Source organism: Vibrio sp. 10N.222.52.B12 (genome assembly GCF_002875385.1).
Lineage (GTDB): Bacteria > Pseudomonadota > Gammaproteobacteria > Enterobacterales > Vibrionaceae > Vibrio > Vibrio jasicida.
The window spans coordinates 99,876-114,280 of sequence record NZ_MDAW01000115.1; the positions used below are offsets into that span (position 1 = coordinate 99,876).

The 14,405-nt window shown below is 46.1% G+C and carries 9 protein-coding genes; 3 read left to right on the forward strand and 6 right to left on the reverse strand.

The features are described 5' to 3' along the window. The first annotated feature begins 108 nt into the window (after window positions 1-108). Both BCT11_RS11460 and BCT11_RS11465 read left to right on the forward strand, forming a co-directional pair. Window positions 109-477 (forward strand): hypothetical protein, encoded by a 369-nt coding sequence (locus tag BCT11_RS11460; protein WP_038868980.1) that lies wholly within the window; start codon window positions 109-111, stop codon window positions 475-477. A 97-nt stretch (window positions 478-574) separates the two neighbouring features. Continuing rightward, entirely contained in the window at window positions 575-1,291 is a 717-nt protein-coding gene (locus tag BCT11_RS11465) for a DsbA family protein (RefSeq protein WP_038881328.1), read from the forward strand. A 129-nt stretch (window positions 1,292-1,420) separates the two neighbouring features. Here the strand turns inward: BCT11_RS11465 and BCT11_RS11470 are convergent, their stop codons facing one another. Next, window positions 1,421-2,218 carry a helix-turn-helix transcriptional regulator gene (locus BCT11_RS11470; RefSeq protein ID WP_102388365.1) on the reverse strand — a complete coding sequence of 266 codons (798 nt, stop codon included), beginning with the start codon at window positions 2,216-2,218 and terminating at the stop codon, window positions 1,421-1,423. A gap of 192 nt (window positions 2,219-2,410) precedes the next feature. On the opposite strand from BCT11_RS11470, the gene BCT11_RS11475 reads away from it, so the two are divergent. Next, window positions 2,411-3,583, forward strand: coding sequence for an MFS transporter (locus BCT11_RS11475; protein WP_042604805.1), 1,173 nt, complete (start codon window positions 2,411-2,413; stop codon window positions 3,581-3,583). An 88-nt stretch (window positions 3,584-3,671) separates the two neighbouring features. Here the strand turns inward: BCT11_RS11475 and BCT11_RS11480 are convergent, their stop codons facing one another. The 5 genes from BCT11_RS11480 to BCT11_RS11500 form a co-directional block, all read right to left on the reverse strand. Beyond that, entirely contained in the window at window positions 3,672-5,732 is a 2,061-nt protein-coding gene (locus tag BCT11_RS11480; RefSeq protein ID WP_042604773.1) for an alpha-amylase, read from the reverse strand. A 180-nt stretch (window positions 5,733-5,912) separates the two neighbouring features. Continuing rightward, window positions 5,913-6,587 (reverse strand): monofunctional biosynthetic peptidoglycan transglycosylase, encoded by a 675-nt coding sequence (mtgA, locus tag BCT11_RS11485; protein ID WP_268988996.1) that lies wholly within the window; start codon window positions 6,585-6,587, stop codon window positions 5,913-5,915. Between the two features lie 166 nt (window positions 6,588-6,753). Beyond that, complete coding sequence (glgB, locus tag BCT11_RS11490; protein WP_347231046.1) at window positions 6,754-8,958, reverse strand: 1,4-alpha-glucan branching protein GlgB; 2,205 nt, start codon at window positions 8,956-8,958, stop codon at window positions 6,754-6,756. A 250-nt stretch (window positions 8,959-9,208) separates the two neighbouring features. Beyond that, a complete protein-coding gene (malQ, locus tag BCT11_RS11495; RefSeq protein ID WP_102388367.1) occupies window positions 9,209-11,389 on the reverse strand; it encodes a 4-alpha-glucanotransferase in 2,181 nt (726 codons plus the stop codon). A 376-nt stretch (window positions 11,390-11,765) separates the two neighbouring features. Then, complete coding sequence (locus BCT11_RS11500) at window positions 11,766-14,219, reverse strand: glycogen/starch/alpha-glucan phosphorylase (RefSeq protein WP_102388368.1); 2,454 nt, start codon at window positions 14,217-14,219, stop codon at window positions 11,766-11,768. Window positions 14,220-14,405 lie beyond the last annotated feature (186 nt).

Genomic DNA, 14,405 nt, shown 5'->3' on the forward strand with positions numbered 1-14,405 from the left:
TGTTTTGTTGCTTATTTGGTGTTTTCTGACCAAAAACTAACAAAAGCCCAATGAAATTTAATTTAGGGTTGTGCGGTCATATATAGAGTTTCACCTAGGATTTGCCTTTTGCTTCGATCACAATCTAACATCGCTCGCTGGACACTTGCCCTCGTAGCTTGGGTGATCGTGATCTGTTTAAGTAAAAATGCGGGCCTCTATCAATCTTGCCCTCTCATAGCGGATCAAGTCACGGCTGAACACGCTACTGCGCAACAACAAAAGAGCGAGAAAGGCCTAACGAAACAGTGTGAACTATCTGAAAAGTTGATTCAGGTTTCACAAAACCATCTGGATAGCTTCATTGTTCCCTTATTTCTGTTTACGTTGATCTTACTCTCTATCTGTGGTGGTGAACGTAACGCTTTCCGTCATCATACCGAACCGATACCCGAAAAAGTTCGGGTGCACCTAAAACTGTGTGTGTTTAGAGAATAAAACCCGATTGTTAGGGCCTATTGCCCCCAAATTAATTGTTTTATTTTTAACCACTTCACTAACAAAACAGTGAAGACCGATAGTTTTAGGAAAGATCATGAAATTCACACGTACCCTTTTAACGGTAGCACTTACGGTAGTGCCAATGTTTTCACAAGCAGCAGAAAAAACCACTCAAGAGAAACTGGATGACATTACGCAGATACTGCAAGAGAACCCGCAAGTCCTCGACTCTTTGCATCAAAACTTACAAGAGTACGTCGCCTACCAAAAATCATTCAGCTCTACGCTTGAAGAAGTGCGCACTTACTTGAACGATGGCAAGCACTCGTATTTCGGGGCGGAGAATCCAGAACTGACTATCATCAATGTGACTGATTACAGCTGTCCTTTCTGTAAGCGTCTTGAAGGCGAGTTGGTGAAGGTAGAGAAAGCATACCCGCAAATAAAAGTACTGAACATGACGGTATCATTCAAAGAACAGTACGAGAAGAACGGTTACAACTCAGCAAGCTACGCATTGAACGTATGGCAAAACCAACATGACAAATACAAGCAAGTACATGACTTATTGGTGAAAAAACCGGGACCACACGATGCAAGTTCGCTGCAAAAAATCGCTAAGAAAACAGGCACCGAAGCACAGCTTGTTGACGACAAAGAGACCAAAGCGCTGTTGGATAAGAACTACGAGTACTTCACTCGCCTAGGTCTACGTGGCACACCAGCGATCATCATTAATGACCAAGTTATTCCGGGTTATGTACCTTTCGAAGAGCTTGAGAAAGTCATCGACCAAGAGCTAAAGAAATAAATAGCGATTGATACCGATAGCTATTGAAGTAGCTAAGTAAGAATCGAAAATAACAAAGCCCTTCCCTGAGTCGTCAAGGAAGGGCTTTTCTTTATCATAAGAGCACGAGGCTAAATAGCAATTGGACGACTATTTGAGTTGACTCCCAAAACTTGGCTCATTGTTTAAGTAACTCATTGGCGTGGTCCCCGTCTTTTGGCGGAAAAAGTAAATGAATGCGCTGTCACTTGAAAACTCCAACCGATGCGCAACATCCGATAGCCTCATGCCGCTGGATAACAACTCAATGGCCCCCAGCAGACGCCATTGCTGACGCCAACTTTGGTACGGCATCCCCGTCTCACGATTAAAGATCCTCGTTATCGTCTTTTCACTCGCCCCAACCAATTGGCTTAACTTAGCCAAAGAAGGCGCTGTAAACGCTTCATCATCGATTTTCGCGATCCACGACTGTAATCGATAATCTTTAGGTAACGGCAATTGTAAATAGACATCTTCAGAATCGTTAAGCTCTTCTATAAATAAATTCAGGGTATTGATCTGTTCGCTTTCAGGTTTATCAAATGGCCAGAAAGACATCCTTTCGATCAAGATTCTCATCAGAGGCGTCACATCGAAAATTCGAATCTTCCGCGGCAAACGCTCTGTCAATGACGGGTCAAAATAGAGAGAACGGTATTGCGCCACATTCGTTGACTGAGCGTTGTGTGATACCCCTTTAGGAATCCATGCTGCTCTCATAGGTGGCAACACATACTTGACGTCCTCAAGCGTTATCGTCATGCAACCATGTTGTGATGAAAGTAATTGGTCTTTCGCATGGAAATGAACACCTGAATCATGATCCGATACCTCGACAGCGACGCCAATGACCAATCCATTGTGTTCATCAGCACAAAAATGATCACCTTTCGAAAGTAATGCCATTGAAATCAACCTGTCCTTATTTCGATATTTTATGTTTGATTCTCATTATAAGCCCAAAGCATGGCACAGATATACTTTGCTGCATCACGTAAACCAAGAAACGTGAAGCACGTAATTGAATGTCGTTCACTCAACATCAAGCTAAATGTTCAAACGACGCTCAGCAATAGAGGTATTTTTGAGAACTTAACAATGAATAAATTAATAGAAAAAGTGTCCATTCCGTTGGCTGTTGTGCTCTTAATGTTTCCACAGATCATCGAGACAATGTACAGCCCTGCACTGACTTCCGTGAAAAGTACGTTTGGCGTCAGTAGCAATGAAGCCGCACAAGCGATGTCCATTTTCTTTGTCGCTTTTGCGTTTGGTGTGGTTTTTTGGGGAAGAATGTGTGACGTCATAGGTCGAAGAGTATCAACGATACTAGGGCTGATCGTCTTTATTATTGCAGCCATTTTTACCATGCTCGCACCAACATTCAATTTGCTGCTAACCGGTTTTGGTTGCTGCGCTTTTGGAGCGGCGGTTGGTTCTGTCTGCACGCAAACCATCATTCGTGATGGCTATCATGGTAAAGAGCTCAGCCACGTTTTTTCGATTGTTGGAACATCGATCGGCATTAGCCCTGTGATCGGAATGTTGGCTGGCAGTTGGCTAACATCATTCGGCGGATACCAATGGGTTTTCATCGCCATGGTCGTGTTCATCATTGCACTGTTGGTTTGGTCGTTGTTCAAATTGCCGGAGACAAAGCCAGCACACACCAAAAAAGATAGCCTGTTATCCGTCGGTATAAAGATGCTGACCGATGCGCACATCTGGTACATCACACTCATGGTAGGGTTGTTTAACATTGCGCTGTTTTCTTATTACAGCATCGCACCATTTATGTTTGAAAAACTGGGCGCAAGCGTTAACTTTTTCGGCAATACAGGGTTCATACTCGCACTGGGTTCTGTATTAGGCTCTGTCATCAATATGAAGTTAATACGCATGCATTTAAGTCACGAAAAGATTGTGATGTTTGCATCGTGGCTACTTTTGATTGGCGGATTTGGTGTATTCATCATGCAAGAGTCAGTTTGGTTTTTCATCCCTGTGGTATTGGTTTCCCTATCATTTGGACTAGCTATTCCAAACCTCTTAAGCGGCGCGTTAACTCACTATCGCGATCACTTAGGGAGTGCAGGAGCACTATTAGGCTTGTTCTATTATCTGGTCATCGGATTTGGCCTTCACAGAGCCGCTGAGTTTGGTGATTTGGCGATGACTTTAATCGGCTGTGCTGGCATTGCTTGTGTCATATCCATCATCAAATATCTTGTTGGACTGATTACTTTCAAAACCTCTGATATTGATTTTTAAATACGACTATCTAGAAATAAAAACCTATTAGCACTCACGCAGCCCCTCCCCACATTCAAGCGAGGAGGGGCTGATGCCGTAGTGTCGTTTATTTCTCACGACCAACAAACGCCACAACGACTTTGTCATTGCCAAGCGAACGAGAGAACACGTACGCGCCTTCTTGTTCAATCACTTGATGCTGACCCGCACCAATCGCTGGGTGCGCTTTACGGAACTGACCAAGTGTTTGCCAATGTTTTAGCAATGCTTGCTTCTCATCTGACAGTTTCCATACCATGTCAGAGCGTGTGCCTTGATGGAAATCGTCTGCGTAAGGACCAATGTTACGACCCACTTCGTCACCGTAATAAACCTGAACAGCTCCTGGGCTCAAAAGTAGTGCATTCGCGGCATTACGCTGCATGCCATAATCTTTGAAACGAGAGAAGAACAGCTCGGTATCGTGAGAAGACATATAACTCACTGGGTTGAAGTCTTTCTCATTAGCGATAGTATCTGCGTAACTTTGGTAGGTGTCTGCCATTTGGCTGAAACACGCCGCGCCTTTGTCTAACTTCTTCTGCATGTCGAAGTTAATCAAGGCGTCAAAGCCATCGTCAAAGTAAGGGCTGCGATAAGCGGTATGTCCCCATACTTCACCCATCATCCAGAATGGTTGACCCAATTTACCGTTCTCTTTACGCCACTGTTCAAGGCTGCTCGACGCTTCTTCTTTTAAACGCTTCCACACATCACCTTCAACGTGCTTCACCGTATCGACACGGTAACCATCAATACCAAAGCGTTTCACCCAATCAGTTTGCCACTCAATGAGGTAATCGGAAACGGTGTAATTGTCACGCGCTTCTACGCGAGTGCCTGGGTTATCCAATAGCCATTGTGCAGGCTTCACGGCGTTGTCTGATTCGGTGATAAAGTCAGGTAAACCCGCCAATGACATGGTGATATCGCTGCTGCCCGGTGCAGGGTAGCCCGGCAAACCTGTTCTTACCCAATCACCGCCCCACCATTTCGCCCAGTTTGGACTCTGGTAATCAATATTCTGGTGGTAGCTATGCCAATTTTCACCCGCTTTTGGTTGCCAGTCGCCCCACTTCTTCGGTAAATCAGTGTTTGGTTTTAACACCTCAATACCGTCAAATTGCAAATCGGCTAACGTTGAGTAACCGGTGTGGTTGATTACTGCGTCCATCAAGACTTTAAGGCCACGTTTGTGTGCCTCTTCCACCAACTTTTTAAGATCAGCTTCGTTACCGAAGTTCTCATCAATCTTGGTAAAGTCACGCGTCCAGTAACCGTGGTAGGCATAGAATGGGAATGAGCCGCTATCGCCGCCGCCTACAAAACCATGCACTTGCTCAACGATTGGCGACAACCAAATCGCATCTGTACCTAGGCTTTTGATGTAATCCAGTTTCTCAATCACGCCTTTTAGGTCACCGCCGTGGAAGGTACCAATCTCTTCTTTGCCGTCTTTCTTGCGCCCATAGCTGTTGTCATTTCTCGTATCGGCATTATTGAAACGGTCGACCATCACGAAGTAAATGTTGGCATTGCGATAATCAAACGGTACTGCTTCTTTGGTTTTCTTCACTGGCTCTAGTAGCACCAACCCGCCTGAATCTTTGCTTGGCGTCAGCGATACTTGCTGATCTTTTACTTCGACCATTTGCCCGGAGTAAGCATCACGCAACTTGGTGCCATCTGGGAAACTGTCACCTAACGCGATGGTGACTTCGCCGCCTTGGTAAACCTCACATTGCACTTGTGGGATTGGGCGTTTGAACTCAGTGTTAGCAGATTTCTTTGGTTCACGCTTAAAACGCAGTGTTTTCGCTTCCGTATCAAAAGCGAAAGAGTAGTCGCCGGTAAAGCGGATTTTTAACGGCAGTTCTGTTGGCTGTCCACAGTTCAGCGCGATAGGTTTGTTGAATTTGACCTTCTGACCATCAGGCGCCACACAGTCGCCTTCAACGCCAGTGATTTTGAGCGTATAGCCATCTTTGGTTAATGGCACAACCAAAGGCTGCTCTGCACTTAAAGGAAAGTCACGGCTGTTGGTCGTGGTAGAAATGGTGATGTTTGGCTCGGCGATGGCACTTGCCGATGCAAGCAATAAGGTAGTCGTAATCAGATTCAGTTTCATCGTTCAGTCCATTGGTTGCGCATAGGCGCAGTATTCGTGTTGTAGTTTTATTCACACTAATAGTAAATGGATGAAAAACTGATCACATCATTCTGAAAGGCTACGCCCTAAAGCTTGTGACGCTTCACATTTTGCTTTTATTGGGGCGTAGTTCTATTTATGAGCAGGATAAAAGGGAGTTTAAAGCTGAACGCTACCAAGGTTGCGCATTTGTCTCATCGCCCAATTGACGCGGCTGATGGTGTATGAAGTCTGAGGGTAGACTTTGATGCGATATGGATTTGGCAGCACTACTGCAAGCCTTGCTGCTTGGCGTGTTGAAAGTTGTTTAGCAGGAATACCAAAGTAGTTTTGCGCAGCGGCTTCCGCGCCATAAATACCCGGCCCAAATTCCACCACATTCAAATACACTTCGAGAATGCGTTCTTTACTCCACATTGCTTCCATCAGCAGAGCAAAATAAAGCTCATACGCTTTGCGCACATAAGAGTGGGAAGGAAACAGAAACACGTTCTTTGCAGTTTGCTGAGTAATCGTGCTCGCACCACGCGAAGGGCCATTTTCTCCGGCTTGAGAAATCACTTTAAATAAAGAATCGAAATCCACACCGTAATGGGTCGGGAACGTTTGATCTTCTGTCGCGATCACGGCCAATTGAATGTGCTTAGAAATATCGTTCAAAGGCACCCACTCATTCTGACTCTCTTCAGGGAATCCCTCAGGAGGAGAAATCATGCGGCTGATCTTCCATCCCCAAATTGGTGGATCGACGTATTTCACTATGCCAACGAGCATCACTGGTAAAAGCAAAAGCACCAATAAGATATTGAACAGAATGGATTTAATCTTTCTCAAAGTCCGACCTAGCCTGATTTCATAAAACAACATGGTGCAAGTATAGAGTATGGAGTCTGTTTACCGTTAGTGAAAAAACGGTCAAAAAAAGCCCGATTTACATTGTAAAGCGGGCTTGATGTTTATCAGGTTCTTTGGCTATTTGAGTTATGTGCGTAAACTCAGCTTACTTTGCCAATTTGTAGAATACGGTTGATAGTGGCGGTAAACGCAGCTCAAGAGACTGAGGCAGCGATTCGCTTTCTACTTCTTCTGTTTCTACGCTGGCCAGCACTTCAAAATCGCTGCCATCGTATTTCACATCATCAGTATTCAACAGAAGCTCATATTTGCCTTCCATTGGAACACCCAAACGGAAACGCTCATGTGGTACTGGAGTGAAGTTACTGATCACCAATACACGCTCGCCTTTTTGGCTGATACGCTCGTGCGCCAAAATGCTAGAATCAGCTTCATCTTGCAGACGCCATTCAAAACCAGCAGGCACGCAATCTTGGTCGTGCATCGCCGCTTCGTTTCGGTACAAGTGGTTTAAGTCACGAATCAGCGCTTGTACACCTTGGTGGCGACCAAACTCAAGTAAGAACCATTGCAACTGATCGTCGTGGTTCCATTCAGCCGTCTGGCCTAACTCAGCGCCCATGAAGTTGAGTTTCTTACCTGGCTGCGCATACATGTAGCCGTAGTACGCACGTAGGTTTGCCGTTTGCTGCCACTCATCACCCGGCATCTTGTTGTGAATAGAACCTTTGCCGTACACCACTTCATCATGAGATAGCGACAATACGTAGTTCTCACTATGTGCATAAACAAGCGGGAATGTGATGGTATTGTGGTGGTATTTGCGGTGAACAGGGTCTTCTTGAATGTACGATAGACTGTCGTGCATCCAGCCCATGTTCCACTTAAAGCCAAAGCCTAAACCGCCCATAAACGTCGGAGCAGACACACCCGGGAATGCGGTCGATTCTTCTGCAATCGTCATCGCATTCGGGAAGTGCTTGTACACCTCTTCGTTCATCCACTTCAAGGTTGCGATCGCATCGTAGTTCTCATTACCACCGTCGACGTTCGGGATCCACTGATCGTGGCTGCGTGAGTAGTCTAGGTAGAGCATTGAAGCGACAGCATCAACACGAATACCATCAATATGGAATTGCTCGAACCAGTACAGTGCGTTAGACACAAGGAAGCGACGAACATGTTCACGACCTAAATCGTAAATGTATGAGTTCCAATCTTGGTGCCAACCACGACGAGGATCTGGATCGTGGAACAGTGGCGTACCGTCGAAGTTCGCTAAGCCATGGTCGTCCGACGGGAAGTGAGCAGGCACCCAATCCAGTACCACGCCCAAGCCAGCTTGGTGACACGCATCGACGAAGAATTTGAAATCGTCAGGTGAGCCGTAACGACTGGTTGGGGCAAATAGGCCAACTGGCTGATAACCCCAAGAACCAAAGAACGGATGTTCAGACACTGGCATGAGTTCAACGTGGGTATATCCCATGTCGACTAAGTATGGAACCAACTCAGTCGCCAGCTCACGATAATTTAGGAAATCACCGTCCGCATTGCGCTTCCAAGAACCAGCATGGAGTTCGTAGAAGGATAAAGCCTCATCACGTTTTTGCGTGACCGTTCGGTTTTGCCATTTGGTGTCTTGCCATTGGTAACGATTATGATCGTACGTAATCGATGCGAAAGATGGGTATTGTTCAGAGTAGAAGCCCCAAGGGTCTTGTTTATGAGGAAGCCCTTCCCCATTCGGACCTTTGAGTTCAAATTTGTATTGTACGCCCTCTTCCAAACCAGGAATGAATAGGCCCCAGATACCGTAGTCTAGGCGTTGCATTGGATGACGACGGCCATCCCACTGGTTAAAGCTACCCACTAGGCTGATAGCAGATGCATGAGGTGCGTAAACAAGGAAACGAACGCCTGAGATATTTTTACCATCTCGCTCCATCGTCACGAAATGTGAGCCCATGTAGTGGTACATGTCTTTGGGCGTATGCAGGTGCTCATATTCTTGATAAATATTGTGATATTGGTAAGGGTCGTCGACAAGCTGTTCAACACCATCCCAATTCACCGCTAATTGGTAGTGTGTTAAGTGCAAATCGCGCACTTCTTCTAGGACAAAAATGCTGTCACCATCGCGCTTTAATTCCACACGTGGCTCGCCTTCGACAACCAGTTCAACTTTGTCTGCACCTGGCATCCAGACTCTTAATGAACCTTCTTCGTCATTCGCAAAAGGACCCAGTGTAGCAAACGGGTCTGAGTAAGCCGCCTCAGCCAATAGTTCGTATGCGCGTTTGTGGTTTTTCTTTACCTTAGTTTTCAAATCTTTCTCCCTAGCACCGATATTCTCCTAGTGGTTTTTGAATATCGGATTTCCTCAGCCAAACGTTGCGAATTCACAAAAATATAAAACCGCTCACTTTATCCATTCAATGAATAAAGTGGCATCAAAAAACAAAAATGCCCGCTATTGTTGCGGGCATAATAACGGTACTCCATCCTAACGGATCGTACCGATTTAATGAGTGACCTAGGCTGTACTTTCGTACCTCTACGCAATTAAATTCACGATTTCCTACATCACTCAATACTCATTATTTGCCTACTTTCGCACGCACTTCAGTGAGACGTTTCGAAATACGGTTTACGTCTTCGCGGCTAAAGATTTCATCAAGGTTCATAGACAGCTTACGACGCCAGTTTGGATACTCATCTACCGTGCCAGGAATGTTAACTGGTTGATCCATCTCTAACCAGTCTTCAAGCTGAACACTCAGTAATGCAGAATCACCCGCAGCAACGTGCAATTGAAGCGCTTCACTCAAGTAAGTGTCCATTGGAACGTATTGAGCATCATGGCCAATACCTTCTGGCAAGTAACCATGCCAACGAACACTATCTAGAATGCCTTGTTTACACTTCAAACGATCCTCAAATAGACCTTCTAATTGTTGCTCGTCTGGGTAAAGACCAATCTCACGCCCCATCTTTAAGTCATCACAATGCCAGAAACCACGGAGGGTTGGCATGTCGTGTGTACACAATGCCGACATCGACTGTTCAGCGTAATGCTTCGGAGAAATGAAGCCGCCATCGTCTTTTGATGTTTCGAAGAAGAACACTTTGTATGAGTGAACGCCTGCGTCACGTAGGATATCGACAATTTCATCTGGCACGGTACCCAAGTCTTCACCGATAACTGAACACTGATGACGGTGAGATTCAAGTGCTAGGATTGCTAGCATGTCTTCAACTGGGTAGTACAGGTAAGCACCTTCAGTCGCCTTTTCGCCTTTTGGAATCCACCATAGACGAAGTAGACCAAGAACGTGGTCAATACGCAGTGCACCACAGTGCTTCATGTTGGCACGTAATAGCTTGATGTACGCATCGTAACCAGTTGCTTCTAGCACTTGTGGGTTTAGCGGTGGTAGACCCCAGTTTTGACCTAGAGGACCAAGAATATCTGGCGGCGCGCCGATACTTGCATCTAGAACTAGGTTGCCTTCATCAGCCCACGTTTCACTACCTGAATCCGCAACGCCTACAGCGAGATCTCGGTAAAGACCAACGGTCATACCTTTTTCTTCAGCCAGTGCTTGCGCTTCTTTGATTTGATCGTCAGCGATCCACTGTAGGTACATGTACAGGTGAACACGATCTGCGTTGTCTTTGATGTACTTCTGAGTCGCCGCCGAGTCAAATGTACGGTATTTCTCAGGGAATACAGGCCAACCCCACACGCTTGAATCTTCCGCGTGCAACTCACCATGCAAAGCATCAAATGCCGTTTGGTGAAGTAGGCTGTCACCGCCAAGCTCTACAAACTCTAGGAATGCACGAGCACGGTCAGTGTTCTTGTCTAAGTGACGAGCTTTGAATTCACTAAATAGTAGCGGTAACACGCTCATCTTCAGCTCAGACACTTCGGTGTAATTCACCCAATGTGATTCACGCGCTTTTTGCAGACGTTGTTGGAACTCTGCGCTGCCAACACGTTGCTGTGCTTCTGCACTTAACGCGAATTCAGGTACAGAGCTTACGTCGATGTACATGATGTTCAGCCAACGACGAGAAGACGGGCTGTATGGGCTCGCACCTTCTGGGTTCGCAGGGAACAATGAATGAATCGGGTTCAAACCAATGAAGTCACCGCCACGAGATGCGATATCACTCACCAGTTGCTTTAGATCGCCAAAATCACCGATACCCCAGTTATGCTGAGTACGCAGTGTGTAAAGCTGGATGCTTGGGCCCCATAGCTTTTTGTGTTGGTTTAGATCTTCTTGCTTGAAACACGCTTTAGGTGTGATGATCAGTGACATTTCGTAAGGCGTTTTGCGACGCTTACGGCTGATGATCAGTTTGTGGTAACCCCATGCCAAGTTCTTTGGCAATGCAAACACTAGAGGGCCACCCTCAGCTCGTTCATCACGAACAATTTGCGACTGAAGATAGCCTTCAAGTACCTCTCCTTGTTCTGTTTCTAAACGCCAGCTAAATTCACTCTCGCGAGCACTCGTACCTAGGTTTAGTTCCACTTCGACTGGTTCGCCGTCGCGTAAAACAAGAACAGGGGCTAGTACGTCTTTCTTATGTTTTTTCTCAGCTGAAGCCAATAGCTTCTCATCGCTGCTAGTATCGTAGCCAAGTGAAGTGAGCAAGCGGCGCAGTGTTTCTTCAGAAACTTTTGCCTCGTCTCCCCACGCGCTGACGTAGCTATCTGCTAATCGCGCCATGTCTGCGACTTTCTTTAATGCTGTTTGTTCTTTCATCGCTTTCTCCGAAGGTAATACCAACACCTTCCATGTAGGGTTTTATTGTTATCAATAACTAATCTTTGAAAATGACCAAAGGTAGCACTCGGCTACCTTGGTCTTATACCCAAGTGACCTCAAGATGCCACAGTTCAGAGCGTTGTCATTGATTCGAGTTCAAGGAAAGCAACGCCGCGGAATAGCAGCCTCTTTCCAAGTTGTTTGACACCGAAATCGGGTCAATGACACGCTCCCAGAGGGCGAGTTGCCTTGTCTTACATGCTTCGTTAACAATTTTTGATATAGAACCACTATATCTTCAAATCGTTGCCTTGCCTGAAAACCAAGTCAATCTCGCTGAACAAAGCATCCTGGGGTTACTTGGGTATCACTATTAGCGTTTTACCGTCTCAAGTTTCCAGATGTTGTTCACGTAGTCGCGGATAGAGCGGTCTGATGTGAACTTACCAACTAGGGCGGTGTTAAGAATGGCTTTCTTAGCCCAACCCGCTTGGTCTTTGTATTGTTTGCCCATGTCTTCATGCGCTTTCACATAAGATGCAAAGTCAGCAAGACATAGGTATGGGTCACCGCCATCTAGTAGGCTATCAAATGTCGCACGCAACAGACCTGGTTGACCTGGTGTAAACTCTTCGCCTGTTAGTAGGTCTAGAGACGCTTTCAGTAAGTGGTCAGCATTGTAGTAATCGTAAGGGTTGTAGCCAGTAGCTTTCACCGCTTTCACGCCTTCAACATCAAGACCGAAGATGTAGATGTTCTCGTCGCCCACTTCTTCACGAATCTCAACGTTAGCACCATCCATCGTACCGATAGTTAGGGCACCGTTAAGAGCCATCTTCATGTTACCTGTACCAGATGCTTCTTTACCCGCTAGCGAGATTTGTTGTGAAACGTCTGCCGCAGGGATGATGATCTCAGCCATGCTCACGCGGTAGTCAGGGATGAATACCACTTTCAGTTTGTTACCGATGCGAGGATCGTTGTTGATCTTCTCTGCAACCTTGTTCACTGCGAACATAATTTCTTTCGCTAGGTGGTAGCCCGGTGCTGCTTTTGCTGCGAAGAAACATACGCGTGGCTCACACTCGAAACCAGGTTCGTTCAGGATGCGGTGGTATAGAGACAGAATGTGTAGCAAATCTAGGTGCTGACGCTTGTACTCGTGTAGACGCTTGATTTGAACGTCGAAGATAGCGTTAGTATCTAGCTCGATACCCATGTTATCTAGAACCCAATCAGCAAGACGCTGTTTGTTTTCTTTCTTAACAGCCATGAATTCTTTTTGGAATTTCGCGTCTGTTGCGTATTTAGCGATGCCTTCTAGCTGCTCTAGTTTCGCAGGCCATTCTGGACCCACTTTCTCAGTGATTAGCTTAGATAGACCTGGGTTACAGAACTTCAGCCAACGACGAGGAGTGATACCGTTCGTTACGTTGTGTAGACGAGTTGGGTACATCTCGTGGAACTCTGGGAATAGGTCTTTCTTAACCAATTCAGAGTGAAGTGCTGCTACACCGTTTACTGCGTAAGAACCGATTACACATAGGTTAGCCATGCGAACCATGCGGTTGAAACCTTCTTGGATGATAGAAAGCTTCGCTTGCTTCTCACCGTCACCAGGCCACATCTTACGAACTTCTTGTAGGAAGCGGTGGTTGATTTCAAAAATGATTTCCATGTGACGTGGAAGTAGACGCTGGATTAGCGACTCTGGCCATGTCTCTAGTGCTTCTGGAAGTAGCGTGTGGTTGGTGTACGCAAATGTCTTAGAACTGATTTCCCAAGCCGCTTCCCAAGTAAGACCTTTTTCATCCATTAGAATGCGCATTAACTCAGGGATAGCAATTGTTGGGTGCGTATCGTTAAGCTGGATAGTCTCTTGCTTCGGTAGATCCGCTAGCGAGTAGCCTGCAGCTTCGTGGCGACGTAGGATGTCGCGTACAGACGCTGCTGAGTGGAAGTACTGTTGCATTAGACGCAGTGTTTTACCTTTCTCGTGGTTATCGTTCGGGTAAAGCACTTTAGTGATGTTACCTGCGTCGATCAGCGCGTGCTGAGCTTCGAAGTAATCACCGTTGTTAAAGCTTGCTAGTGAGAATGGTGCGATAGCCTGACATTCCCAAAGACGTAGAGGGTAAACCGTGTCTGATTCGTAACCGACGATAGGTAGATCCCAAGGCATTGCTTTTACAGACATGCCAGGAACCCATTTACGAACTTCTTTACCGTTCTCGTTTACCACTTCAACGTGACCGTAGAAACCGATTTCTTGCGCAAGCTCTGGACGAGCCACTTCCCAAGGGTAACCTTCTACACCGCGCCATGCGTCTGGTGCTTCTTGTTGACGGCCGTCTTTGAACGACTGCTTAAATAGACCGTATTCGTAGTGCAGGCCGTAACCTACGGTAGGGAATTCTTGCGCCGCACATGAATCCATGAAACATGCTGCTAGACGACCTAGACCACCGTTACCCAATGATGGGTCGCGTTCTTCTTCTAGAAGGTCAGTTAAGTTGTGACCTAGTTCAGCCATTGCTTCAGTGATCTCTTCGTAAAGACCCATGCTGATTAGGTTGTTACCCGTCAAACGACCGATTAGAAATTCTAGAGAAAGGTAGTTAACGCTTTTCGCATTCTTGATGCGAGGATCTTCTTCTGTAGCAAGCAAATCACAAGTCGTGAATTCTGCCAGTGCGCGACCCATTGCTAGGTACCATGCACGGCTATCTGCATTTTCAATCGTGTGTGCATAAGTTACAGATAGATGCTTCTTCACACTCTCTTGGAACGACTTCTTGTCAAATTGTTTTTGTTGAGTTGGTTTCATTAAGAAATTCTCACGTCATTTAGTAATTCATCTGCCATACATCCTGCATTTCCCTCTGTGAATAAACATCCTCCTGTTTCTCCTCCTTCGTGGGAGGAGGGGGTAGGGCGTAGAGGGAGTACCATTGAAAAGTTAGTGATCCAAATCGCAACACAGCTCTCTCTCGTCCTGTTCTTAGTGATTCGG